Here is a 23,190-nt window from a genome sequence, read left to right as displayed (position 1 = left end):
CGCCTGGACCTGCCGTGAGCGAGCGGGGCGGGCCGGACGGGCCCGGCGGTACGCGAAGGGTGGCGGGCGGCGCGAGAGGGGCGGCGGGCAGCACACGCGGGTCTGCGGGCGGCAGGCGGCGGCATGCCCGGTGGCTGCGGCGGCGCCCGCTGCGGACCCGGCTCACGCTCGCCGCCTCGTGTGCGGTGGCGGCCGTCGCGGTGGGGGTGTGCGCGGCCGCGTTCCTGGTCATCCGGCACCAACTGCTGCACCAACTCGACCTGCATCTGGCCCAGTCGGCGCGCCTCGCCGCGCAGCAGTACCAGCCGGAGCCGCTGGGTGTGGTGCAGGGCGAGTGCCGCTATCTGGCGGCCCCGGCCTGCGCGCAGTTGGTGCCCGCGCGTGCCGGTGACGACCCGGCGAAGCCGTATCTGCTGCCGGTCACGGCCGCCACCCGTGAGGTCGCGGCGGGCGAGCACGGCGCGTTCTACAGCGAGACCCGGCTCGCCGGGCACCGCGCGCGGCTGCTCACCACCCCGCTCGACGACGACCGCGCGCTGCAGGTCGCGGTGCGTTCCGACACGGTGGACCGGGGGGTGCGGCAGGCGGCGTGGCTGCTCGGTGCGGTCGGTGCGGCCGGGGTGGTCCTGGCCGGTGCGCTGGGCTCCTGGGTGTCCCGTACCGGGCTCGCCCCGGTGACCCGGCTCACCGCGACCGCGGAGCGTATCTCCCGTACGCGGGACACCCGGCACCGGATCGAGCTGCCGCCCGAACGGCCCGGCCGGGAGGACGAGGTGACGCGGCTCGCGGCCTCGTTCAACGTCATGCTGGACGCGTTGGAGCAGTCCGTGAGCGCCCAGCGCCGCCTGGTCGCCGACGCCTCGCACGAACTGCGCACGCCGCTCACCGCGTTGCGGACCAACGCGGAGCTGCTCGGCCGTGCCGACCGGCTCAGCGACGCGCAGCGCGAACGGGCCACCGGTGCGCTGACCCGCCAACTGCGGGAGGTCACCACGCTGGTCAACGATCTGATCGAACTCGCCCGTGACGAGGAGCCGTCCCCGCTCATCGAGGACGTGCACCTGACGAGCGTGCTCACGCACGCGGTCGAGGCGGCCCGCGACCACTGGCCGGCCGTGCCGTTCAGCCTCTCCGTCGCCCCCGAGGCGCACCACGCCATGGTGGCCGGGGTGCCCGCCCGCCTTTCCCGGCTGCTTTCCAGCCTGTTGGACAACGCCGCGAAGTTCACGTCGGACGGCCGCCCGGTCGAGGTGACGTGCACGGTCTCCGGCGGGAGCCTGGAAGTACTGATCCGCGATCACGGGCCCGGCATCGCGGACGAGGACCTGCCGTATGTCTTCGACCGCTTCTACCGCGCCCGCGCCGCCCGCGCGCTGCCCGGTTCGGGGCTCGGGCTTGCGATGGCCCGGCAGATCGCCCGCGCGCACGACGCGGAGCTGACGGCGGAGCACGCGCCGGGCGGGGGCGCGCTGTTCCGGCTGCGCGTCCCGGTCGACGGGGGTGCGTGAACCTCCGGGACGGGTACGGCCGTTCAGTCGCCGCGTCCGAGGAACTCGGTCAACTCCCGGTTGAGTGCGGCGGGTTGCTCGGTGGGCAGGGAGTGGTGCGAGGCTCCCGGCAGGATGTCGACGCGCGCGTCGGGCAGCAGTCGGCGGGCCTCGGCGGCGACCCGTCGTACGTCGTGCGCGCGGCTGTTTTCGGCGAGGAGCACCAGGGTCGGCGGGTCCAGGGCGCGCAGGTCCCGCGCTTCGGGGCGGCGCATGGCGACGACCTTCGTACGCCGGGCGGTGGCGGAGCTGTCGAGGAACGCCTGCCAGGCGGGGTGCTCCGGGTCGCGGCCGGTCTCCCAGCGGTGGAAGGCGCGTACGCGTGCGGCGGTGGGGCGCAGCAGGGACGGCAGTGCGTGCGCCAGGTAGCCGGGCCGCATCGAGCCGAAGCAGTTGGTGGGGTCGAGGAGTGCGAGGCGCCGGACGCGGTGGGGTGCGTGCAGCGCGTACTTCAGGGCGATCCAGGCACCGTACGAGTGGCCGCAGAACCGCGCGCCTTCCAGGCCGAGCGCGTCGAGGAGCGAGTCGAGCCAGGCCGTCAGGTCGTCGGCGCCGCGCAGCGGGGCTCCGCCGGGCACGCTGCGGCCGAAGTCGCCCATCAGGTCGGGGGCGTAGATCCGCTGGCCGGCGGCGAGCGCGCCGCCGTTGGCGAACCACGAGACCGAGGTGGCGCCGCCGCCGGGCAGCAGCACGAGGGGCGTAGCGTCGGCGCGGCCGCAGATCTGCACCCGGGTGCTGCCGTGCGTGGTCGGTACGTCCGTGCCGTGCACCTCGACGGGCCACTGGCGCAGCACCTCGTCGTACGCCGTGCGGAATGCCGCGTCCGCCGTGCGGGGTGTCGTGTCGTCTCCCACCGCGCCTCCACTCCCGTGGTCACTCGACCACCGTCCGTACCGTTGGTCGATTTCTACAACTCCCTTGTTTTATAGCGGAGTTGAGGGGCAACGTTGTCAAGCCGGGCCGAACCAACGGCACGGCGCCCCACACTACGGACCACTGAACGGGAGACGCACGATGACCCGAGGTGCGCGCAGGACCTTACGAAGATTCGCCGTCGCCGCGAGCGCGACCCTGGCCGTCGCGGGCCTCGGCCTCGCGTCGGCCCCACCGGCCGCCGCGGCCGCGGACTACTACGAACTGCCGTACCCGGCGGGCGAGTCGTACACCGTCTCCCAGGGCCCCGAGGGCACGTACTCGCACACCGGGCCTTACAACGAGTACGCCTGGGACTTCGGGCTCCCCGCGGACTACGAGGTGTCGGCGGCGCAGGGCGGCACGGTCCTGGTCTCGGACTGGTCGCCGTACTGGCAGAACGGCATCGAGGTGATCCTCCAGCACCCGAACGGCCAGTGCACCCACTACGCCCACCTCAACAAGGCCATCTACAACACGGGCGACTGGGTGCCGCAGGGCCGCGTCATCGGCTGGTCGGGCGCGACCGGAGCGGCCGACGGCGCGCATCTGCACTTCCAGGTGATCGACTGCAACACCCGGGTCGGCGTCCCCGCCACTCTGCAGGGCTCGACCCCGCCCACGGGATCGGCGCCGGTCAGCGAGAACGTGCGCGGCTGACGCGCCGGGCACGACGCGGGGCCGGGAACCTACGAATCTGCGGGAGGTCGCCGACCACGCCGGCGTCAACCGCGGGCTCGTGTACCACTACTTCGGCTCCCGGCGGGATCTGCTCCGCTCGGCGCTGCGGCACAATGTGCGGGAGCGCATCGCGGCGATCCGGCTCCCGGACCGCCCGATGCGCTTCGGCGCGCGACTCCGGCACGTGCTGCGGGGAAGCGTCCGGTACTCCTCCGCCCTCCGCCTCGCGGTGCTGTTGCTGCTCGACGGGGACACGAGACTGCGGCTCATGCCCGATCTGGAGCGCACCCAGGAGCTGTTCCGCCGCGACCAGGAGGAAGGGCTGCTCGCCCCAGACGTCGATCCGGTGGCGCTGCACGCCACGGTCCAGTCCCTGACCACCGGTTACGTCCTGACGCGTACGCGCCTGGCCAAGGAGTTCGGCGTGGGCGTGCGCGAGCTTGACGACCGGGCTCGTCCACCACCACTGCGGCGCCCCCTGCATCACCGCAGGTCACCCCCTCAACTACGCCCGTACACACGCCTGTCCACGTTTAGCGTTCCGCTAAGAACCTTCCGCGCACCCCGTTGACGGAGCGCTAAAGGAACGGTTTCATCGGTCACGCCTCGGCATACCGCACGGTATGCCGGGCTTCCTCGACTTTTCCCGGCCGTGCCACCGCTGACGTTTCCCGACCAGACGTACGCCGAGTCGCTCACCCTGGGCAGTACGGGCCGCACCGTCCGGCTGCTGTGGGCGCCGTCGGAGACCGACGACGTGACCGCGGTGTGGCTGCCGGACGAGCGGATCCTGTACGCGAGTGCGGCCGTGATCAGCGGCATCCCCAACATCGGAACGCCGATGCGTACCCTGCGCGACCCGGTGCGCTGGGCGGACACTCTCGACCGGCTCGCCGCGCTCGACCCGGCGGTGGTCGTCCCGGAGTTCGGGCCGGTGATCCGCGACGGCGTGAAGGAGCAACTCACCGCTACCGCCGCCGCGTTGAGGTGGCTGCGGCGCGCGGTCGTCGAACGGCTCAACCGGGGCATGCGCGTCGACGACCTCGTGCACGACATCGACTACCCGGCACAGCTGTTCGGCGTGCCGTGGATGGCGCAGAACTACGGGCACCGCGATTTCATCGTGCGGGACATCGTGCGCTCGGAAACCGGTTGGTGGGACGGGAACCCCACGCATCTGCACCCCGCACGGCCCGCCGTCGCCGCGGCCGTACGGGCGGACGCGATCACCGACAAGCAGGCGGTGCTCGACCAGGCCGCCCGGCTCCGGGACGAGGGCCGCGTACAGGAGGCACTGCACGTCATCGACCTCCTTGCACTCGCCCCCGGCGACGATCCGCAGATCGAGCTGGCCCGCAAGGCGAAGGCCGAGCTGTGCGCGCTGCGCGGGGAGGAGGCGCTCAGCTATGTATCGCGCAGCTGTTACGGCCCGAGGCCTGACTGAACGGCTGCCTGACTGGACTGCTGCCTCACCGAACGACTGCCTCACTGAACGGCCGGCCGGCGGCGCGAGCGGCACGCTCCGGGGAACGTGCCGCTCGGGCGTCAACCCACGCCGTTCACACGGGAGTTACCTGAGTTGTCTCGCTCAGCAGTACGGCTTCGACGACGCCGCGAAGTCCTTGAAGGCGGCCTTCGTCCCCCGGCCCGCGACGCCGTCGATCTTGCCGTCGTAGCCGTGGTACTTCTTCAGGTCGCGCTGCAGGGCCTTGATCGTGTTCTTGCCCGCGATGCCGTCGACCTTGCCGGTGTAGCCCCAGTGCTCCTTGAGCCAGCGCTGCATGGCCTTCCAGCTGCCGGTGCCCAACTGGCCGTCCAGGGCGCCGTCGTAGTTCCAGCGGTCCTTGATCCAGCACTGGACGTGGCGGGCCTGTGTGGTGCTGAGGCCCAGGTTGTTCACCACGAGCGGCGCCACGTCCTTGACGCTCACCGCGGCGGCGCGGGTCTGCTTGGCGGGCTGCGCGGCGGCGGCGCTCGCACCGGCCAGGCCGCCCGCGGCGATTCCCGCCACGGCGGTGAGGCTGATGAGAGTCCGCGTCATCGTGTTCGGTCGCATCTCTTCCCCCTATGGGTCATCGGTCGCCGCCCCTCGGTGCACTCGGTGTGCTTGAGGCGGCCCGATGAGCGTGCGCCCCGGGACCCGCGGTGCGCCAGGTTCCGCCCGGCGGGTGCGGCCACAACGGGACGTCCCGGCGCTGACCTGCGGGGACACCGTCCCGCATGAGGTGATGGCGGGACGGGTGACGCGTCGGTCCACGAACTACGGGCCGAACACCCCTTTCATCTGGGGCTGTTGGCGCTGTTCCCGGTCGGACGGTCCTGCGGCCGGGGCAGTCCCGCCCCGACGCGCGCGGCGGTCTCCCGCAGCCAGATGTGCGCGGCGTCGTGCGTGTGCACCGGATGCCACCACAGGGCTTCCCGCAAGGGAACCGCCTCGTACGGAGGTTCCACGACCCGCACGGGGGCGATCGGCGCGAGCAGGCGGGCGAGCCGGGCCTGGACCATGGCGATGCGCCGGGTGCCGGCCACAAGCAGCGGCAGCAGCTGGAAGCTGTCGACGGACACCTCCACGCGCGGCTCCACGCCGAGCATCCCGAGCTGGCGCACGGCGGGTGCGTCGTAGGTCCGCTGGTACGTGACCCACGGCAGGTCCGCCAGGTCCTGCCGGGTGAGCCTGTCGGTGACGGACGGGTGGTCGTCGGCGACCACGAACACCCAGCGGTCGTCGTAGAGGTCGGTGGCGGGGAAGTCGCTGATGACGCCGTGCGGCATGAGCAGCCCGTCGACGGCGCTGAGCAGGGTGGCGGTGTCGTCGACCACGGTGGGCGGGGTCTGCGCGAAGCGCAGCCGGATCCCGGGGGCCTCCTCGTGGACGAGGCGGGCGAGTTCGGCGCCGAAGACGGAGACGGCGTAGTCGGAGGCCACCAGCTTGAACTCCCGGCTTTCCTCTGCCGGGTCGAACTCGGCCTGGCTGGAGAAGAGGCGCTCAAGGACGTCGTAGGCGGTGGACGTGCGGTCGAGCAGCACCTGGCCGAGGGCGGTCAGCTCGTAGTGGCCGCCGACACGGGCGAGCAGGTCGTCGTCGAAGTGGCGGCGCAGCCGGGACAGCGCGGCGCTCATGGCGGGCTGGCTGAGTCCGACGCGCTGCCCGGCGCGCGTGACGTTGCGCTCCTCGAGGAGGGCGCGCAGGGCGACGACGAGGTTGAGGTCCAGGCGGGCCAGATTCACGGACTTTCCCTTGCTGTACGGCGTCAGACGACGCTGACCAGGAGGAATCTGTCGAGCGGATGGTAGTTATCCATACAATCGATTTCCCTGATCACTGGTGGCGGGTCCAGATTAGTGCCACCGCCATCAGTGAGGACACGTCCGTGAAACCTGCTCCCGCATCCGCGCACTTCGCCGGTCCCTTCGCCCTCGCGACGCTCTCGGCCCCGGACGGGCCGACGTTCCCCGCCCTGGTCACCGCCGACGAGCTTGTCGTGGACCTGCGCGCCGCCCTGAACGACGACGGGCTGATCATCCGTCAACTCCTGGAGCAGTGGCCGACGTTGCTGCCGCGGCTGCGCTCCCTGGCCGAGGACGGCGACGTGAAGCGCGGGGCGCTTTCGGAGTTCCGCGTGCACGCCCCGGTCGAGCCGCGCCAGGTCTTCCAGTCCGGCGCCAACTACCGGCAGCACGTCATCGATCTGCACGTCGCCCACCGTCCGCCCGGTGATGACCGCCCCGAGGACGAGCGTCGCGCCGAGGCCGCCGAGATCATGGACCGGCGGGCGGACGAGGATCTGCCGTACGTCTTCATCGGGCTGCCGAGCGCGATCACCGGACCGTACGACGAGGTGGTCCTGCCGTCCTGGGCCGAAAAGCCGGACTGGGAACTGGAGTTGGCCGCCGTGATCGGCCGTCCGGCGCACCGGGTGTCCGCCGAGGAGGCCCTGGAGTACGTCGCCGGGTACACGATCGCCAACGACCTGACCGACCGGGGCACCGTCTTCCGCCGGGACATGCCGCAGATCGGCACGGACTGGCTGCGCAGCAAGAACGCTCCCGGTTTCACGCCGCTGGGCCCGTGGATCGTGCCCGCCGAGTCGGTCGCCGACCCCGGCGATCTGCGCCTGGTGCTCAAGCTGAACGGCGAGACCATGCAGGACGAGTCCACCAAGGACATGATCTTCGACGTGGCGCGCATGGTGTCGTACGCCTCGCAGACGTCTCAACTCCTGCCCGGCGACCTGGTGTTGACGGGTTCGCCCGCCGGGAACGGCCTGCACTGGGGACGGCTGCTGCGCGACGGCGACGTGCTGGACTCCGCCATCACCGGGCTCGGCGCCCAGCGCACCCGGTGCGTGGCGGAGGTGGCGTCATGACCACCGCATCCGTGGACCGCGACGATCCCGAGGGCGCGATCGCCGAGGCCGCCAAGTCGTGCTCGAACTGGGGCCGTTGGGGCGAGGACGACCGTCTCGGCACCCTCAACTTCCTCGACCCGGCCAAGCGCCGCGAAGGAGCGGCGCTGGTCCGCCGGGGCGTCAGCTTCTCCCTCTCGCAGCGGTTCGACATGGACGGCCCGCAGAAGGGCTGGCGACGGCGCACCAACCCGGTGCACACCATGCTCGACACCGGCACCGACGCGGCCCTCGGCAACCAGGGCTTCCCGCACGGGCTCGGTGGCGCCGACGACGTCATCGCGATGCCCCTGCAGTGCTCCACGCAGTGGGACGGGCTCGGCCACATCTTCGACCACGGCAAGGCGTGGAACGGCCGGGACGCGGCGGCCACCGTCACCTCCGAGGGCGACCTCGTCACCGGCATCGAGCACATGGCGCCGCGCGTGGCCGGGCGCGGTGTCCTCCTCGATGTGGGCCAAGTAACGGGCAAAGACGGTGAGTTGACGGACGGCTTCGCCATCACCGAGGCGCATCTGACCGAGACCGCCGAGGCGCACGGCGTGACCGTCGGCCGCGGCGACATCGTCCTTGTGCGCACCGGGCGGCTGACCCGGGCCCGGCGCGAGGGCTGGGGCGAGTACGCCGGCGGCCCGGCGCCCGGCCTCTCGTTCACCACCGCCGGCTGGCTGCACCGCACCGAGATCGCCGCGATCGCCACGGACACCTGGGGCTTCGAGGTCCGGCCGAACGAGTTCGAGCACGCCTTCCAGCCGCTGCACCAGGTCGCCATCCCCCACATAGGACTACTCATCGGCGAGATGTGGGACCTGGACGCGCTGGCCGCGGACTGCGCGGCCGACGGTACGTACGAGTTCTGGCTCACCGCCGCTCCGCTGCCCATCACCGGCGCCGTCGGCTCGCCCGTCAACCCGATCGCCGTCAAGTAGTCCTCAACCTCCTTGAGGCACAAGGGAGTTCATCCATGAGCACACCCCGCACGGTCCTCGTCATCGGCGGCGGCGCGGCCGGCAACGCCGCGACGATCCTGCTGCGTCGCGCCGGGATCACCGTCGACCTGGTCGAGGCCGACGACGACTGGAACGCCACCGCAGGATCCGGTATCACCCTCCAGGGCAACGCCCTGCGCGTCCTGCGCGAACTCGGCGTCTGGGAGCAGGTGGAGCAGTCCGGATACGGCTTCGACGCGGTCGGCATCACCGCCCCCGACGGCACCGTCCTGCACGTCGCCGAGGACCTGCGCACCGGCGGCGACGACCTGCCCGCCACCGTCGGCATGCGGCGCCCGCAGCTGCAGCGCATACTCAGCGACGCGGTCCGCGCCGGCGGCGCCACCGTACGCCTCGGCGTCCGTGCCGAATCCCTGGACCAGTCCGCCGACGGGGACGGCGTCACCGTCGGCTTCAGCGACGGCACCGAGTCCCGCTACGACCTGGTGATCGCCGCCGACGGCATGGGCTCCACCACCCGCGCGGCCATCGGCATCCCGGACCGGCCCGAGCCCACCGGCATGGCCGTCTGGCGCGTCGCCGCGCCCCGTCCGGCCGGTGTGACCCGCACCGACCTCGCCTACGGCGGCCCCGCCCATATCGCCGGCTACTGCCCGACCAGCGAGAGCACGCTGTACGCGTACGTCGTCGAGGCCGGCCGTGACCGCGCCTCCATCCCGGCCGACTCGTACGCGGACGAGATGCGCGCCCTGGCGCAGCACTACGGCGGCCGCCACTGGCCCGAGATCACCGCGAACATCACCGACCCGGCCCAGGTCAACTACACGCGGTTCGACCGGATGCTGGTCGAGGGCTCCTGGCATCGCGGCCGGGTCGTCCTCGTCGGCGACGCCGCGCACTGCTGCCCGCCCACGCTCGCCCAGGGCGCCGCCCTGTCGCTGGAGGACGCCTGGGTGCTCGCCCAGTTGCTTGCGGCCACCGGCACCTGGGACGGCGCACTCCTTCAGGCGTACTACGAGCGGCGCGTGGCCCGCGTACGTCCCGTCGTGGAGGCATCCGTGCAGCTTGGACAGTGGCAGCTCGACGGGGTCCGCGACGCGGACGTGCCCGGCCTGATGGTCCGCACCATGAGCATGCTGCGGGAGCTGCCGTGACGACGCCGCCCACCGTCGACGTGCACGCCCACGTTCTACTGCCCGAGATCGAGGCGCTGGTGGCCGGACTGCCGGGCCTTGCCGAGGCGAAGGACCTGGACGCCCGCCGCAACGGACCGGACGCGCTGAGGGTCAACGGCCCGATGATCGGCGAGCGCATCGCCCGCCTCACGGACCCGGCGGTCCGGCTCGCCGCGATGGACGACCGGGGCGTGGACGTCCAACTCGTCAGCCCCTCCCCCTCGCACTACCACTACTGGGCCGACGAAGAGACAGCCGAGAAGGTGTACCGGCTCGCCAACGAGGCGACCGCGGCGCACTGTTCGGCCGCCCCCGACCGGCTCCGCGGCCTCGGCCTCGTACCGCTCCAGCATCCGGACCTCGCCGTACGCGCGCTCGGACACGCCCTGGAACAGGGGCTGTTGGGGGTGGAGGTCTCCAGTCACGCGCCCGGTCGCGAGCTGTCCGACCCGGCGTACGAGCCGCTGTGGGCGCGGGCCGAGGAGACGGGGGCGATCGTCTTCCTGCACCCCTTCGGCTGCACGCTCGACGAGCGCCTGGACCAGTGGTACCTGTCCAACACGGTCGGCCAGCCGACGGAGAACGCGGTCGCCCTCTCGCATCTCATCTTCTCCGGCGTCCTGGACCGCCACCCGGACCTGAAGGTCGTCGCGGCGCACGGCGGCGGCTACCTCCCCACGCACATCGGCCGCTCCGACCACGCGTGGACGACCCGCGCGGACGCGGGCGCGGGCTGCGACCACCTCCCGAGCAGCTATCTCAAGCGCCTCTACTTCGACTCACTCGTCCACGACCCGTACGTGCTGCGGGAGTTGGTGCGGGTCGCGGGCGCCGGCCGGGTGCTGCTCGGCTCCGACTTCCCCTTCGACATGGGCGCCGAGGACCCGCTCGGCGCCTTGCGCGCGGCCCGCCTGTCCGACGCCGACTTCGAGGCGGTACGCGGCGCCACCGCGACCGCCCTCCTCCGGAAGGACTGACCCCTGATGAGCAACCGTCTGCTCACCCACCTGCGGCACGTCGACCTCGCCGTGCCGGATTACGACAAGCAGCTCGACTTCTACTCCGGCGTCTGGGGCCTGACCAAGGTCACCGAGGACTCCGGCATCTCCTTCCTCGCCGCCGAGGGCAGCCCGGAGAACTACGTCATCCGGCTGCGCAAGGCCGACGAGAAGCGCCTCGACCTCGTCTCCTACGGGGCCGCGAGCGCCGCCGACGTGGACACCCTCGCCGAGCAACTCCTCGCCGGTGACGTGCAGTTGATCTCACGACCGGGGAAGGTCGACACCCCCGGAGGCGGCTACGGCTTCCGCTTCTTCGACGTCGACGGGCGCACCGTCGAGGTCTCCGCCGACGTCGAGGTGCGGCAGCACCGCAGGATCGAGGAGAAGGAGTCGATCCCGGTCAAGCTGTCGCACGTCGTCCTCAACTCCCCTGATCTGAACCGGACTCGGGAGTGGTACGAGCGCCACCTCGGCTTCGCCCTGTCCGACACGCTGTCCTCGCCGCACATGGGCGAGGTCATGCACTTCATGCGGATCAGCAACCAGCACCACTCGATGGCGATCGCGCGGGGCCCGCACACCTCGCTGCACCACGTCTCGTTCGAGATGCGCGGCATCGACGAGTACATGCACGGCTCCGGCCGGGTGATGCGCGCCGGGTACCGGAAGATCTGGGGACCGGGCCGGCACATGGCGGGCGACAACACGTTCACGTACTTCCTCGACCCGCACGGCAACACCGTTGAGTACACGACCGAGTTGGAGTGCCTGGACGAGGACACCTGGCACCCGCACGTGTACGACTTCTCGCAGCCCGAGGTCACCGACCAGTGGGGCACGGCGAACGCGATGAACGAACTCGTCGCCAAGGAGTCGTTCAACGACCCCGACCGCGGCGTGTTCATCGCCCCGCCGGTCTGATCCGACCGGATCCACCCCGCCAGGAGCCCTGATGCGATTCGCCACCTACGAACACCAGCACCGCACCCACGTCGCCGTCGTCGAGGCGAGCGAAGCGAGATGGAGGTCCCCCCGGCCGGAGGCTGAAGGAGGCACCCTCCACCCGCTGCCCGGCACCTCATCACTCACCGAGCTGGTGCGCTCCGGCGGCGGCCTGCCCGCCCTCCTCGACGCGGGTACCGCCGCGCTCGACGTCCCACCCGGCCCGCACGTCTCCCAGGTGCGGCTGCTGCCCCCGCTCCAGCCGTCCTCCGTACGGGACTTCGTCACCTTCGAGGAACACGTGGAGGGCGTACGCCGCTCGGTCGACGGCGTCAGCGGCGTACCCGACCAGTGGTACGCGGCCCCCACCTTCTACTTCACCAACCCGCACGCGATCTACGGGCCCGGCGACGACATCCCGATGCCGCCCGGCTCCGCCGTCCTCGACTACGAGCTCGAAGTCGCCGCCGTCATCGGCCGCGAGGGCCGCGACCTCACGCCCGAGCAGGCCCGCGACCACATCGTCGGCTACACCGTCTTCAACGACTGGTCCGCCCGCGACCTGCAGTCCGCCGAGATGAAGGTCGGCCTCGGCCCCTGCAAGGGCAAGGACACCGCGACCACGCTCGGCCCGTACCTGGTCACGGCCGACGAGCTGGAGCCGTACCGCGACACCGACGGCTTCCTGCGCCTCGCGCTGACTGCCGAGATCAATGGGGTGGTGGTCGGCAAGGACCTGCTCTCCAACATGAGCTGGACCTTCGAGGAGATGGTCGCCTACGCCTCACGCGGCACCCGGGTCATGCCCGGTGACGTCCTCGGCTCGGGCACCTGCGGCAACGGCGGCTGCCTCGCCGAACTGTGGGGCCTGCGCGGCGAGCAGAGCCCGCCACCGCTGAAGCCCGGCGACACCGTCACCCTCACGGTCGAGGGCATCGGCTCCGTATCCAACACGGTGGTCGCCGGTGCCGCCCCGGTCGCCTTGGCCGCAGGGCGACGCCGCTCCCGGGAACGACCGTGAACGACCTGGACCTGCGGTTTGCCGCCGAAGCCCGCGCTGATCGTTAATTCGGCACGTCGGGCGGGCCGCGGCGGCAGAATGGCCCGGTGACTCCTCCCCCTCCGGAAGGAGGGGGCTTCTCGCTATGCCGGGGTGGCTTCGCGACGGACCAGCCCGGCCCGTAGAACGTTGAGTGCGCCCACCGTGTCCGCGTGCGCGGTATGGCCGCACGCGACGCAGTGGAACTTCTCCTGTGTAGGCCGGTTCTCCGCGCTCACGTGCCCGCATTCGGGGCAGGTCCGGGAAGTATTGCGGGGGTCCACGGCGATCACTTCCCGTCCGGCACTCTCAGCCTTGGCGTACAGGATCGTCAGGAACACCCCCCAACCGGCATCATTGATCGACCTGTTCAACCCAGCCTTCGCAGCGGCCCCGTTGGGCAGGAAACTGCCAGGCTGTTCAGGGTCGAGCTTCGGGACGGGGGCCTTGCTCATGTTGCGGATCTTGAGGTCCTCGTGCGCTATGAAGTCGTGTGCGCGGACCTTGCCGAGCGCGGTCTTGTGCGCGTGGTCAAGGCGCTGACGACGCACCTTGCGATGCAGATCGGCGACCTTCTCAACGGCACGCTGGTGATGGGCTGTTCGCCTGTCCCGGCGCACCCGAGGGTACCGGGACAGTGCCTGTTGTGCGGCTTCGAGTTTGGCGGCGGCCCTCCGGCTGTGGCGCGGATTGGGTACAAACTCGCCGTTCGAGTCGGCGAGGAAGTTGGCTATGCCCAGGTCGACACCGACCACACTGCCCGACTTGGGCAGCGGCTCGGGCCGCTCCTGCTCGGCCGTCAGGACCACGTACCAGCGCTTGCCCTCACGCTTGACCGACACGGTCTTGACCTTGCCGACCACCGGCCGGTGCTGGTTGACCCTGACGTGCCCCACACCCTGAAACCGGACACGGGTCACCGGGTCGTGCGGGGTGGAGTCCCAACGGCAACCGTCACCGTCCTTGGGAAAGTCGACCGTGTCGAACCAGTTGACGCCACGAAAACGGGGATATCCCGGTGTGTCACCGGACTTGACCCGGCGGAAGAACCCGGCGAACGCCCTGTCCAACCGGCGCAACGTCGCCTGCTATGAGGAGAAGGACCAGCGGCCCTGACGTTCCGGGTCGAACACCCGGATGTCCTTGAGCTGCCCGGACTGCTGCCCGTACTTGATACTCGTCCTGGACGGATGCCGGTAGGCGTCACGCCGTTCCTGCAAAGCACCGTTGTAGAGCGAGCAGTGATCACGCAGCATCTCACCCAGCGCGACCCGCTGGCCCACGGTAGGCCGCATGAGGAACTTGTACGCACGCATCACCCGACCCACCCCCTCCCAAGGCCGTTCCAACGACCATATGCCGCAGTTCACCTCACTGGGAGCCAAATCCTGATATCCGCACCGGCCGTCATGTCGCCCACCACCTGCACGCGCACTTGGTGTTCGTGACCAATCACCGGCAGGGCATCTTTGATGACGCCATGCTCACGCGCTGCGAGGAGATCATGCGGGAGGTGTTCGGAAGCTTCGAGACGGAGCTACGCGAGTTCAACGGCGAAGCCGACCACGTCCACCTGCTGGTGCACTACCCACCGAAGATCGGCCTGTCCAAGCTGATCAACAGCCTCAAGGGCCTCAGCTCCCGCTGCCTGCAGGCCGAGTACACCGGCCGGATCAACCAGAAGGGACAGAAGCAGCCAGTGGGCTGAGGTCAACAGTGCGGCCCCCTGCTGACAGCGCACGTCAAAGCAGTCCTGAGATGCGGTTCGCTCCCCGGCTGAAGCCGGGGCAAGATTAAGGGATGGATCATCAGTTCGTCGGCATACCGGAGTTGACCGGTGTTCCCCGTGCAGCGGTCGTCGTCGATGTCATGCGCGCCTTCACCGTGGCGGCCTGGGCCTTCTCCCGTGGGGTCGAGAGGATCGTCCTGGCCTCCACGGAGAGCGAGGCGCTCGACCTGAAGAAGCGGCACCCGGATTGGCTGGCGCTGAAGGACGGGGCGTCCGCGCCGGGCTTCGACGCGGTGAACTCGCCCGGCCTGCTCAGGTCACGCGACTTCACCGGCCGCACCCTTGTACAGAAGACGACGGCGGGAACCGTGGGCGCGCTGGCCGTCGCCGACGCTCCCCTGGTCCTCTGCGCGAGCTTCGTCGTGGCCGGACCGACTGCACGGTTCCTTCGGGCCGAGGGGGCCTCGCCGGTGACGTTCGTGGTCACCGGCGAGGACGGCCGGGCCGACGAGGACCGTGCCTGCGCCGAGTACATCAGCCGGTCCATGGCCGGGGGCGAGGTCGAGGCGGCTCCGTATCTCCACCGGGCCAGGACGTCTCGCGCCGCGGTGGACCTCGCCGGAGGGCTGCGGAGCGGATTCCACCCGGACGATGTCGAACTCTGCCTGGAACTCGACAGGTTCCCCTTCGCGATGGTCGCCCGCCAGGAGAAGGCGCGGGAGGGGGCGCGGGAAGGATCGCACGAGGGGGCGCCGACGGGATCACTGACGGTGCTCCGTCCCGTCGCCGTTCCGACCTCGCTGCACTGAGCCACCTCGTTTGGTGGGTCAGCAGCGGTTCTTGGGGGTGCGGCTCTGCGGTGGATCGTTGCGATCGACTCGTCGAGGGGTGCGCATGCGGGCGTTCTTGGTACGGCTGCCGTCCGGCACCCGGTACTGGACGGTGGTGGACGAGTGCTTCGAGGTGGTCGGGCCACCAGACAGCTTTCTGTTGGAGATGCGTCTGGCACGGGGCCGGGCGGAGACAACAACGAAGGCGTACGCGGAGGGCGTCTCCTTGTCCCTGCGCTGGTGCCTGCGCACGGGGCGGGACTGGAAGACAACAGCACGCGATATGGGCCTGTTCATCCCCTGGCTGCGATGGACGGGCGGTGACACAGGCCAGACGATCGTCGTTCCCGGCCCAGGCTCCAATCCGGTCCGCAGCGACGCCCGAATCAACAAGATCCTCACGGCAGTTCGCCTGCTTCTGTTGCATGCAGTGGCGAACAAGCAGGCGCCAGCTTGGGTACTTGAGCAGATCTACGAGATTGGCGGCACCTGTGATCTCCCGCTGGAAGCACGTGGTGAAGGCGGCGGCCTGCGGCACCGGTTGATGTCGATCTCGGCGAACGCTGTCTTCAACGCGCCTGCTGCAACGATGTCTTGACGGTGGGAAGGAACTGGACCCGAAGCGGTGGGATGTGCCCCCACCTGTATGTTCGAGGGGACAGAACAAGCCGTTCGGCTCCGACGGTGAACGCGGCGTGTGGGGTTGCTCAGGGCAAGGGGGATGCATGGATGCCACTGCGGTTTCGGCACAGCTGGCAGGGGCACGCGGCTTGGACGCAAGGGACTTCGGCCGTATCTGCGACGAAGTCTCAGCCGTGCTGGTGAACGCCGGGACTGCGCCCCCGTTCGAGATCCACTCCGCCGACTTCGATACGGACCCCTTCTTCGTGTGCGCCGACCGCTACTGGCGCCAGCGGTTCCAGAGCCACCCATCAGTTCGTACGGCTGTCGAGTGCGCCCGGTGGATTACTGGACACGTGGTGAACGAATGCCGTGCCGCGGTCGTTGAACAGTGGAGTCTGGGATACGCGTTCATCAATCGGGGCAGCATCGAATCCACGGTTCAACTAACCGACGTGGCGCAGGAGATCGCTGGTCTCGGAGAGGGTTCGTCCGACGTTGCGTTCTTCGTCACCCTCTACCACGCCGGCAAACTGCGAGCGGGCCACTGCTTCGACGAACTGCACAGCTTTCTCCAGTCCTCAGCCGTCGCCATGGCCGCCGGGCCGCACCGCCAAGATTCCCTCTTCGTAGCCCTGCAGTCCTTGGCCGCCTTCGGCAGCCGCGCCCTGACCATCGAACACGCCACCGATCTCTTCAACCAGGCATGGTCCTCCACCCGACGCACTCGGCGCGTTGTGGACATCTGCCTCCACGGGCTGGCATTCGCCGTCCCCTTCGACGCCCAGGCGGAAATGCTGCGCATGCACGCCGAGGAGGCGGTCGCCGCGTATCCCCGCGACCATACGTTCCACTTCCGGCTCGCCACCGGGCTGTACATGTGCGGAATGCACGACGCCGCTCTCCGCAGCGTCGACACCGCGCTCGTGCTGCTCACCGAGTCTGGATCGTTCAGCCACAACGTGATGCAGCAGCAGTACCTCGCCAAGCGGGAGGCGATCCAGGAAGGACGCCTGCGCGCACAGCGCGACGCGGAGTATCTGCGGCGGTGGGAGCAACAGGACGCTGCCAACAGCAAGTTGGAACAGACCATGCAGATGTCTTCCATACGCGCCGTCGAACTCGTGGCCGTCTTCACCGCTGCCATTGCCTTCGCCGTCGGCTCGCTGCAGGTCACCCTGAACGGCACGATGTCCCTGCGCGACCGCCTCTGGCTGCTGGCCGCGCAGGGAGCCGGGCTCGCGGTTTTCGCGCTGCTGATCGTCGGAGGCACCTGGTTCATCACCCGCACCCGCCACCACAGTTCACCCCCAGAGAACCGGTGATGAACTCACTCGATGAACGCCGCCACCAGCCCGGCGAACTCGTCCGGGTCGGCCAGGCGGATGCCCAGGTCCTCGGCCTTCGCGCGCTTCGAGCCCGCGCCTTCGCCGGCGACGACGAGGCTGGTGTTCTTGGAGACGCTGCCCGAGGACTTTCCACCGGCCCGCTCGATCAGTTCGTTCATCTGGTTGCGGGAGAGCTTCTCCAGCGGGCCGGTCATCGCGCCGGTCACCACCACCTTCATCCCGGCCAACGGGCCCGCGTCCGCCGCGAGTTCGGTGCCGTCCGCGCCCTCTTCCACGGGTGCGGGCGGGGTGGCGCCGGGTTCCGTCATGGCGAGGCCCGCCGCCGCCAGGCGGTCTATCTGGTCGCTCAGGTCGGCCAGTTCGGCGACGATGACCGGGGCCTTCTCCCCGCCGATGCCCTCGACCCGCTGCATCGCCTCCGCGTCCGCCGCCCGGATGCCGTCCATGGTGGCGAAGTACCGGGCGATACGGCGTGACATGGACCGGCCCGTTCCACGGATGCCGAGGGCGCACAGCACGCGCGACAACGGCTGCCGCTTGGCCTGCTCGAGCGCGGCGAGGAGGTTGTCCGTGCTCGTCTCGCCCATCCGCTCCAGGCCGAGCAGCTGGTCACGGGTCAGCCGGTCGAAGAGGTCCGGCAGGCTCGTGATGAGCCCGGCCTCGACGAGCTGGACGACACGGGTGTGGCCGAGGCCTTCGATGTCGAGCTGGTCGCGCCCGGCCGCGTAGGCGATCGACGCGACGAGGTGGCAGTTGCGGCCGCGCTCGCAGCGCCACCGCTGCTCGCTCGTGTCGATCCCGGAACCGCACTGCGGGCACACCGCCGGGAAGTCGATCTCCCGCTCGTCACCGCTCCGCAGGTGCGCGACCGGGGCCTCCACGCGGGGGATGATGTCGCCCGCCTTGTAGACCATGACGTGGTCGCCGAGGCGCAGGCCTCTGCGGGTGATGTCGGCGGGGTTGTGGAGCGTGGCGTAGGTGACGGTGGAGCCGTCGATCTCCACCGGTTCGAGTACCGCGCGCGGGGCGATGATTCCCGTACGGCCGACGTTCCACTCCACGTCGAGCAGCTTGGTGATCTTCTCCACGGCGGGCAGCTTGAACGCGACCGCCCAGCGCGGCGCCCGCGTCCCCGAACCGGCCGCCTGCTGGTCCGCCGCCAGGTCGGCCTTGATGACGATGCCGTCGATCCCGAACGGCAACTCCGCGCGCAGCCCCGCGATCTCCCGCACCTGCGCGCTGACCTGCTCGACCGAAGTGACCACGGCACCCGGCACCTTGGTGCTCGCCGGGGTGTTGATCCCGTACCCGGCGACCCGGTCCATGAGCGCGCCGTGTGCGTCCGTGCCGAGCTCGGCGGCGAGCGTGCCGTCGGTGCCGGGCAGGGGCAGCGCGCCGTACCCGAAGAACGTCATCGGCACCGTGTACGCACGGTCCTTGGCGCGCAGGGTGCCCGCGGCGGCGTTGCGCGGGTTCGCGAACGGGTCGCCGCCGTGCTCGGTGCGCACCTCGTTGGCGTACTCGAACTGGGCGTTCGTCATGAGGACTTCGCCCCGCACCTCGAGCGTGACCGGTTCGGAGAGCTCGGCGGGCAGGCCCTCGATCGTGGCGACGGCGTGCGACACGTCCTCGCCCGCGGTGCCGTCGCCCCGGGTCACCAGGCGGGTGAGGCGGCCGTTCTCGTACCGGGCGGCTATCGCCAGGCCGTCCAGCTTCGGCTGGACGTTCCAGGACTCCACCGGGCGGCCGATCCTGCGCTCCAACGAGGCGGCCCACGTGGTCAGTTCCTCGTCGGAGAACACATTGTCCAGGCTGAGCATGGGGACGGTGTGCGGCACATCGCCCTCCACGGCGCCGCCCGCCACCTTCCCGGACGGCGAGTCGGGCAGCACGTCGTCGGGGTGCTCGTCCTCGTAGGCACTGATCGCGCGCACCAGCCGGTCGTACGCGTCGTCGTCCAGGGTCGAGGTGCCGCCGTCGTAGTACGCGGCAGCGGCCCGTGTCGCGTCTTCCACGGCCTGGGCGTAGGAAGCGGCGTCGGACAGCACAACAGAGGGAACGGCTGAGTTCGTCGTCATGCCCCTATCCTGCCGCCCACCACTGACAATCGGCCCGGCAGCGCCTCCCGCCGGGCCCTCACCGGCCGCGACGCACCCACACGGTGACCGTCGCGCCGCCCAGGACCACGAAGCCGGCCGCTCCCGCCACCCCGGCCTCGAACGGCGGGCCGGAGATCGGTACAAGGACCGTCGCACCGGAGGCGGTGACGATCTCGCACCCGCGCTCGGTGACCGACGCCGCCTGCCCTCCGGGGTGCAGCCGCATGTCCACGCACTCCTTCGCCTTGTGCCCGGCGGCCACCGCCCCGACGACCGGGCCCGCGCAGACCAGCGCCCCCGCCAACAGGGCGCCGAATACGAGCAGTTGAGCGGGAGTACGGGGTGTCGCTGGGGCGGAGCGTGTGCTTCGGGGCCTGTGCGTCACCGTGTCTCCCTCGCCGTCCGGACGCCGGTCATCGTGCCACCCCTGAGCACCCTTGCCTTGGGTCGGGGTTTCCCCGGAGAGTACGGCCATGGCTAGCGTCGTACTACTGGGAACACTGGACACCAAGGGTGAGGAATACCGCTGGCTGCGGGACCGACTGCGGCGGTACGCCGTGCGCGTCGTGGTCGTGGACACCGGGGTGGCGGGCGAACCGCTGATCCCGGCCGACATACCGCGCGCCGAGGTGGCCCGCGCGGCGGGCGAGGACCTGGAGCGGCTGCGGGCGACCGGCGACCGGGGCGTCGCGGTCACCGCGATGGCGCGGGGCGCCGCCGAGGTGGTGGTCCGGCTGCACGCGGAGGGCCGCGTGCACGGCGTCCTGGCGGTCGGCGGCAGCGGCGGCACGTCGATCGCGAGCCGTGCGATGCGTGAACTCCCGCTGGGCATACCGAAGTTGATGGTGTCCTCGATGGCGGCCGGTGATGTGTCGCCGTACGTCGGTTCCGCCGATCTGACGATGATGCACAGCGTCGTCGACATCGCGGGGGTGAACCGCGTCTCCGAACCGATCCTGGCCAACGCGGCGGCCGCGATCGCCGGTATGGCCAAGGAGTTCGCCGCCACCGGGCAGGCGCTCACCGAGGTGCGGTCCGGCGACAGCAGGCCGCTGATCGCCGCGTCGATGGCCGGGGTGACCACACCGGGCGTGGACGCGGCCCGGCGGCGGCTGACCGAACTCGGCTACGAGGTACTGGTCTTCCACACCAGCGGTCCGGGCGGCCGTTCCCTTGAATCCCTCGCCGGGCAGGGCGTGTTCGCGGGGGTGCTCGACCTGACGCCGTGCGAGGTCGCCGACGAGCTGTTCGGCGGGCTGCTCTCCGCGGGCCCTGACCGGCTGGAGGCCGCGGGGCGGGCCGGGGTGCCGCAGGTGGTGAGCCTCGGCGCCCTCGACATGATCAAGTTCGGGCCGCCGGAGACGGTGCCCGAGCGGTACCGGGGCCGCCACGTCCGCGTACACAATCCGTCGATCACGGTCGTCAGGACCTCCGAGGGCGAGGTGGCCGAGCTGGGCCGGGTCATCGCCGCGAAGCTCCGCACGGCGACCGGCCCGACCGCACTGTGCCTGCCGTTGCGGGGACTCTCCACGCTGAGCACGCCCCCGTCGTACGGCAACGGGTCACCGTCGTACGACAACGAGTCGTCGCCGTCGCCCGTACCTGTCCAGGCGGCGGGCACGGCACCCGTACCGGCAGTGGGCGCGGCAGCCGCAGGCCCGTACCACGAGCCCGAGACGGACGCCGTGCTGTTCTCCGCGCTGCGTGAAGACCTGCGGGGCAGTGCGGTGGAGATCCACGAACTGGACACGCACATCAACAGCACGGCCTTCGGCAGGGCGGCGGCCGACCGGCTGCACGCCCTGATCGAAGCGCAGGCGGCGGGCGGCGCGATGCGCGCGACGGCCTGAGGAGCCCGAGCCGGGAAACCCGGAGCCCGGAGCCGGGTTTCTGTCGGAACCACGCCTGCACGGTTGCGACAGAAACCCCAGAACCGGTGTTCTATGCTGCCGTCGAAAAGACAAGACGCACCAGAGCGCCGCAACCCCCGCAACGCACCCCGCAACGAGATCGAGGACGACAGCGCGATGATCCGGAAGCAGCAGCGCGGGGAAGCCACCGTCGATCAGGTTCTGGACGCGGCGCTGCGCATCTACGCCGCGTCGGGCGAGAGCGGCCTCACCGTCGACGCCATCACCAAGGCAGGCGGCGTGAGTTCGGGCAGCATCTACCACCACTTCGGCAGTCTGCACGGGGTGGTGGTGGCACTCACGCAGCGCTGGCTGGGGCGGCTCCTGGAGCAACTCACCAACGCCATCACGCGGTCGGACGACGCCCGCTCCGGCGTGCGGGCCGTGATCCGCGCGTACCTGGAGTTCGTCCAGACGCACCCCGACGCGGCCCGGCTCCTGCACTCCGTCACCGCGGACCGCGAGGGCATGGACCGTGCGGAGCAGATCCGGGACGCGCAGGAGGCCCGCCTCTCCCCCATCGCCGAGTGGATCAACGCCCGTACGGAGTCCGGTGAACTCGCCGCGCTCCCCGCCCCGTTGATCGAGTCGCTCGTCATGGGCCCGGTCGTCGCCGTGGCCCGCCGCTATGTCGCCGTCGGGGACATCGACCTCGACGAGGCGGCGCGCGAACTGCCGGACCACATCTGGCAGTCGGTAGCCGGCCCCGCCGCCTGAACCGGCCGTTCCGCCGCCCGCCTGACGAGGGGTGTACCGGGGAGACGTCCCCTAGTCCCCCAGGAGCCGCAGCTAGTCCCCCAGGAGCCGCAGCGCCAGCGCCCGCAGTTCGGGCGCCCGCAGGACCCGCCCTCCGAACCCCGGCAGCGGTACGTGCAAGGCCTCGGTCCAGCGGGTCGGGATCGCGTCAGGGCCGTAATAGGCACCCGCGAGGCCGCCGGTGACCGCGGCGACCGTGTCCGTGTCACCGCCGAGGTCGACGGCCGCGCGGAGCGCGTCCTCGAAGGAGCGTGTGCTCCGCAGGGCCCAGACCGCCGAGCCGAGGCAGGGCCAGACCGCGCCGTTGAATTCGGTCGCCAGGTCGGGGTGCCAGTCGGCGGCGAGGACGGTGGCGTACCGCTGCCGGTGGTCGGGGTGGACGAGCTCAAGGACCTCGGGAAGGGTGTGGAGCGGGTCCGTGCCGTCGAGGGCGAGGCGGATGAGTTCGTGGAGGATGGCGGTGCCCTCCCACGCGGCGGGGTCGCCGTGGGTGAGGGCGGAGATGCGCCGGGCGGCCGTCGTCGTGCCCTCCCGGCCGCTGCCCGCGAAGCGGATCGCCGAGGTCGACGCCCGCATCAACGCGCCGTTGCCCGCGGCCAGTTGGTTGACCTCGAAGTGGGCGGCGGCCGCCTGGTCCCACGGCTTGCCGTTGGTCAGTACGTCCTCGGTCTGGAGGCCGATGTCCATGGGCCAGGCGGCTGCCCAGCGCTGGAAGCGGGCGAAGATGTCCGGCAGGTCGAGCCGGCCCCGCTCGAGCAGTGACTCCCCCACGAGCACCGCCATCTGCGTGTCGTCCGTGGCCTCACCGGGCGTCCAGCCGCCGCCCCCGCACATCTCGCCGCCGCCCCCCGCCTCGGGGAACCTCTCGGAGAAGTCACCTTCGAGGCAGAACTCGAACGGGGCGCCCAGCGCGTCCCCCACCGCCGAGCCGAGCACGGTCGCGACGGCACGTTCCGCACGGCTCATAGAAGCCGCGGGGGTCACAGGGGGCGTAGCAGTCGTAGCGGTCGCAGGAGTCATCCGGTTCGTACGGCGCATCCGCACAGGCTAGCGACGCCGGTGACGGGCCGCCCCGCTCTCCGACGAAGGCGAGCAGGAGGCCGGCAGGAACAGGTGCGTGGAGCGGTCGCTCAGTCTCCGTGAGGCCGGGGGCGGGGGCAAGGGCGGCCGGGACAAAGACATACGGTTCAGGTTGTGGCCCGCCACCAGGTACGTTGCCGCTGGTCACCGGCTGGGGTGGGGT

The 23,190-nt window shown here is 70.8% G+C and carries 19 protein-coding genes, 1 tRNA gene and 4 pseudogenes; 18 read left to right on the top strand and 6 right to left on the bottom strand.

Annotated features, from left to right (window positions below; all coding sequences use genetic code 11):
• Nucleotides 1-59 precede the first annotated feature (59 nt).
• Nucleotides 60-1,508, top strand: a complete 1,449-nt coding sequence (locus tag GUY60_RS14165; protein WP_161697585.1) for a HAMP domain-containing sensor histidine kinase — start codon at nucleotides 60-62, stop codon at nucleotides 1,506-1,508.
• Between the two features lie 23 nt (nucleotides 1,509-1,531).
• Here the strand turns inward: GUY60_RS14165 and GUY60_RS14160 are convergent, their stop codons facing one another.
• Entirely contained in the window at nucleotides 1,532-2,401 is an 870-nt protein-coding gene (locus tag GUY60_RS14160) for an alpha/beta fold hydrolase (RefSeq protein WP_161697579.1), read from the bottom strand.
• A 160-nt stretch (nucleotides 2,402-2,561) separates the two neighbouring features.
• Here GUY60_RS14160 and GUY60_RS14155 point away from each other — a divergent pair, with 160 nt between their 5' ends.
• The 3 genes and pseudogenes from GUY60_RS14155 (at nucleotide 2,562) to GUY60_RS14145 (ending at nucleotide 4,584) form a co-directional block, all read left to right on the top strand.
• Entirely contained in the window at nucleotides 2,562-3,119 is a 558-nt protein-coding gene (locus GUY60_RS14155; RefSeq protein ID WP_161697577.1) for a M23 family metallopeptidase, read from the top strand.
• Nucleotides 3,120-3,147: 28 nt separating this feature from the next.
• Nucleotides 3,148-3,711 (top strand): annotated as a pseudogene (locus tag GUY60_RS14150) (TetR/AcrR family transcriptional regulator); the annotation flags it as partial.
• Nucleotides 3,712-3,792: 81 nt separating this feature from the next.
• Complete coding sequence (locus GUY60_RS14145; RefSeq protein ID WP_161697576.1) at nucleotides 3,793-4,584, top strand: alkyl sulfatase dimerization domain-containing protein; 792 nt, start codon at nucleotides 3,793-3,795, stop codon at nucleotides 4,582-4,584.
• A 144-nt stretch (nucleotides 4,585-4,728) separates the two neighbouring features.
• Here the strand turns inward: GUY60_RS14145 and GUY60_RS14140 are convergent, their stop codons facing one another.
• Nucleotides 4,729-5,196 carry a peptidoglycan-binding domain-containing protein gene (locus GUY60_RS14140; RefSeq protein ID WP_161697574.1) on the bottom strand — a complete coding sequence of 156 codons (468 nt, stop codon included), beginning with the start codon at nucleotides 5,194-5,196 and terminating at the stop codon, nucleotides 4,729-4,731.
• A gap of 224 nt (nucleotides 5,197-5,420) precedes the next feature.
• Nucleotides 5,421-6,368: a LysR family transcriptional regulator gene (locus tag GUY60_RS14135; protein ID WP_161697572.1), complete on the bottom strand. Its 948-nt coding sequence runs from the start codon at nucleotides 6,366-6,368 to the stop codon at nucleotides 5,421-5,423.
• Nucleotides 6,369-6,511: 143 nt separating this feature from the next.
• On the opposite strand from GUY60_RS14135, the gene GUY60_RS14130 reads away from it, so the two are divergent.
• From GUY60_RS14130 to GUY60_RS14105, 6 genes are read left to right on the top strand one after another with little or no spacing between them, the layout of a single operon-like run.
• Nucleotides 6,512-7,507, top strand: coding sequence for a fumarylacetoacetate hydrolase family protein (locus GUY60_RS14130; RefSeq protein ID WP_312866300.1), 996 nt, complete (start codon nucleotides 6,512-6,514; stop codon nucleotides 7,505-7,507).
• Nucleotides 7,504-8,475 (top strand): cyclase family protein, encoded by a 972-nt coding sequence (locus GUY60_RS14125; protein ID WP_161697568.1) that lies wholly within the window; start codon nucleotides 7,504-7,506, stop codon nucleotides 8,473-8,475. The genes GUY60_RS14130 and GUY60_RS14125 overlap by 4 nt, the downstream gene beginning before the upstream one ends.
• A gap of 35 nt (nucleotides 8,476-8,510) precedes the next feature.
• A complete protein-coding gene (locus GUY60_RS14120) occupies nucleotides 8,511-9,650 on the top strand; it encodes an FAD-dependent oxidoreductase (RefSeq protein ID WP_161697566.1) in 1,140 nt (379 codons plus the stop codon).
• On the top strand, nucleotides 9,647-10,648 hold the full coding sequence (locus GUY60_RS14115; protein ID WP_161697564.1) for an amidohydrolase family protein: 1,002 nt from the start codon (nucleotides 9,647-9,649) through the stop codon (nucleotides 10,646-10,648). Before GUY60_RS14120 ends, GUY60_RS14115 begins: the two co-directional genes overlap by 4 nt.
• A 6-nt stretch (nucleotides 10,649-10,654) precedes the next feature.
• Nucleotides 10,655-11,593 (top strand): VOC family protein, encoded by a 939-nt coding sequence (locus tag GUY60_RS14110; RefSeq protein WP_161697562.1) that lies wholly within the window; start codon nucleotides 10,655-10,657, stop codon nucleotides 11,591-11,593.
• 31 nt (nucleotides 11,594-11,624) lie between these two features.
• Nucleotides 11,625-12,635, top strand: coding sequence for a fumarylacetoacetate hydrolase family protein (locus GUY60_RS14105; protein WP_161697560.1), 1,011 nt, complete (start codon nucleotides 11,625-11,627; stop codon nucleotides 12,633-12,635).
• Nucleotides 12,636-12,757: 122 nt separating this feature from the next.
• Here the strand turns inward: GUY60_RS14105 and GUY60_RS14100 are convergent.
• Nucleotides 12,758-13,972: pseudogene (locus GUY60_RS14100) on the bottom strand (RNA-guided endonuclease InsQ/TnpB family protein).
• A gap of 35 nt (nucleotides 13,973-14,007) precedes the next feature.
• On the opposite strand from GUY60_RS14100, the pseudogene tnpA reads away from it, so the two are divergent.
• The 4 genes and pseudogenes from tnpA to GUY60_RS14080 form a co-directional block, all read left to right on the top strand.
• Nucleotides 14,008-14,334 (top strand): annotated as a pseudogene (gene tnpA, locus GUY60_RS14095) (IS200/IS605 family transposase); the annotation flags it as partial.
• Nucleotides 14,335-14,453: 119 nt separating this feature from the next.
• Nucleotides 14,454-15,191 carry a 2-phosphosulfolactate phosphatase gene (locus GUY60_RS14090; RefSeq protein ID WP_161697558.1) on the top strand — a complete coding sequence of 246 codons (738 nt, stop codon included), beginning with the start codon at nucleotides 14,454-14,456 and terminating at the stop codon, nucleotides 15,189-15,191.
• Nucleotides 15,192-15,276: 85 nt separating this feature from the next.
• Complete coding sequence (locus GUY60_RS14085) at nucleotides 15,277-15,810, top strand: hypothetical protein (RefSeq protein WP_161697556.1); 534 nt, start codon at nucleotides 15,277-15,279, stop codon at nucleotides 15,808-15,810.
• A 127-nt stretch (nucleotides 15,811-15,937) separates the two neighbouring features.
• Nucleotides 15,938-17,158 carry a hypothetical protein gene (locus GUY60_RS14080; protein WP_161697555.1) on the top strand — a complete coding sequence of 407 codons (1,221 nt, stop codon included), beginning with the start codon at nucleotides 15,938-15,940 and terminating at the stop codon, nucleotides 17,156-17,158.
• 5 nt (nucleotides 17,159-17,163) lie between these two features.
• On the opposite strand, the gene ligA is transcribed toward GUY60_RS14080, so the two are convergent.
• Nucleotides 17,164-19,260, bottom strand: coding sequence for an NAD-dependent DNA ligase LigA (ligA, locus tag GUY60_RS14075; protein ID WP_161697553.1), 2,097 nt, complete (start codon nucleotides 19,258-19,260; stop codon nucleotides 17,164-17,166).
• Nucleotides 19,261-19,754: 494 nt separating this feature from the next.
• On the opposite strand from ligA, the pseudogene GUY60_RS40055 reads away from it, so the two are divergent.
• The 4 genes and pseudogenes from GUY60_RS40055 to GUY60_RS14055 form a co-directional block, all read left to right on the top strand.
• Nucleotides 19,755-20,219, top strand: a pseudogene (locus GUY60_RS40055) (Tm-1-like ATP-binding domain-containing protein); the annotation flags it as partial.
• Between the two features lie 162 nt (nucleotides 20,220-20,381).
• A tRNA-Gly gene (locus GUY60_RS14065) sits at nucleotides 20,382-20,473 on the top strand.
• Nucleotides 20,474-20,477: 4 nt separating this feature from the next.
• Nucleotides 20,478-21,131: a Tm-1-like ATP-binding domain-containing protein gene (locus GUY60_RS14060; protein WP_312866298.1), complete on the top strand. Its 654-nt coding sequence runs from the start codon at nucleotides 20,478-20,480 to the stop codon at nucleotides 21,129-21,131.
• Between the two features lie 177 nt (nucleotides 21,132-21,308).
• On the top strand, nucleotides 21,309-21,908 hold the full coding sequence (locus tag GUY60_RS14055; protein WP_161697548.1) for a TetR/AcrR family transcriptional regulator: 600 nt from the start codon (nucleotides 21,309-21,311) through the stop codon (nucleotides 21,906-21,908).
• Nucleotides 21,909-21,980: 72 nt separating this feature from the next.
• On the opposite strand, the gene GUY60_RS14050 is transcribed toward GUY60_RS14055, so the two are convergent.
• Nucleotides 21,981-22,913: an ADP-ribosylglycohydrolase family protein gene (locus tag GUY60_RS14050; protein WP_161697546.1), complete on the bottom strand. Its 933-nt coding sequence runs from the start codon at nucleotides 22,911-22,913 to the stop codon at nucleotides 21,981-21,983.
• Nucleotides 22,914-23,190 lie beyond the last annotated feature (277 nt).

Origin of the sequence: Streptomyces boluensis, from assembly GCF_009908195.1 — a bacterium.
Classification (GTDB): Bacteria; Actinomycetota; Actinomycetes; order Streptomycetales; family Streptomycetaceae; genus Streptomyces; species Streptomyces boluensis.
Note: the sequence above shows the minus strand (reverse complement) of the source record. Positions and strands in the feature narration are given on the sequence as shown.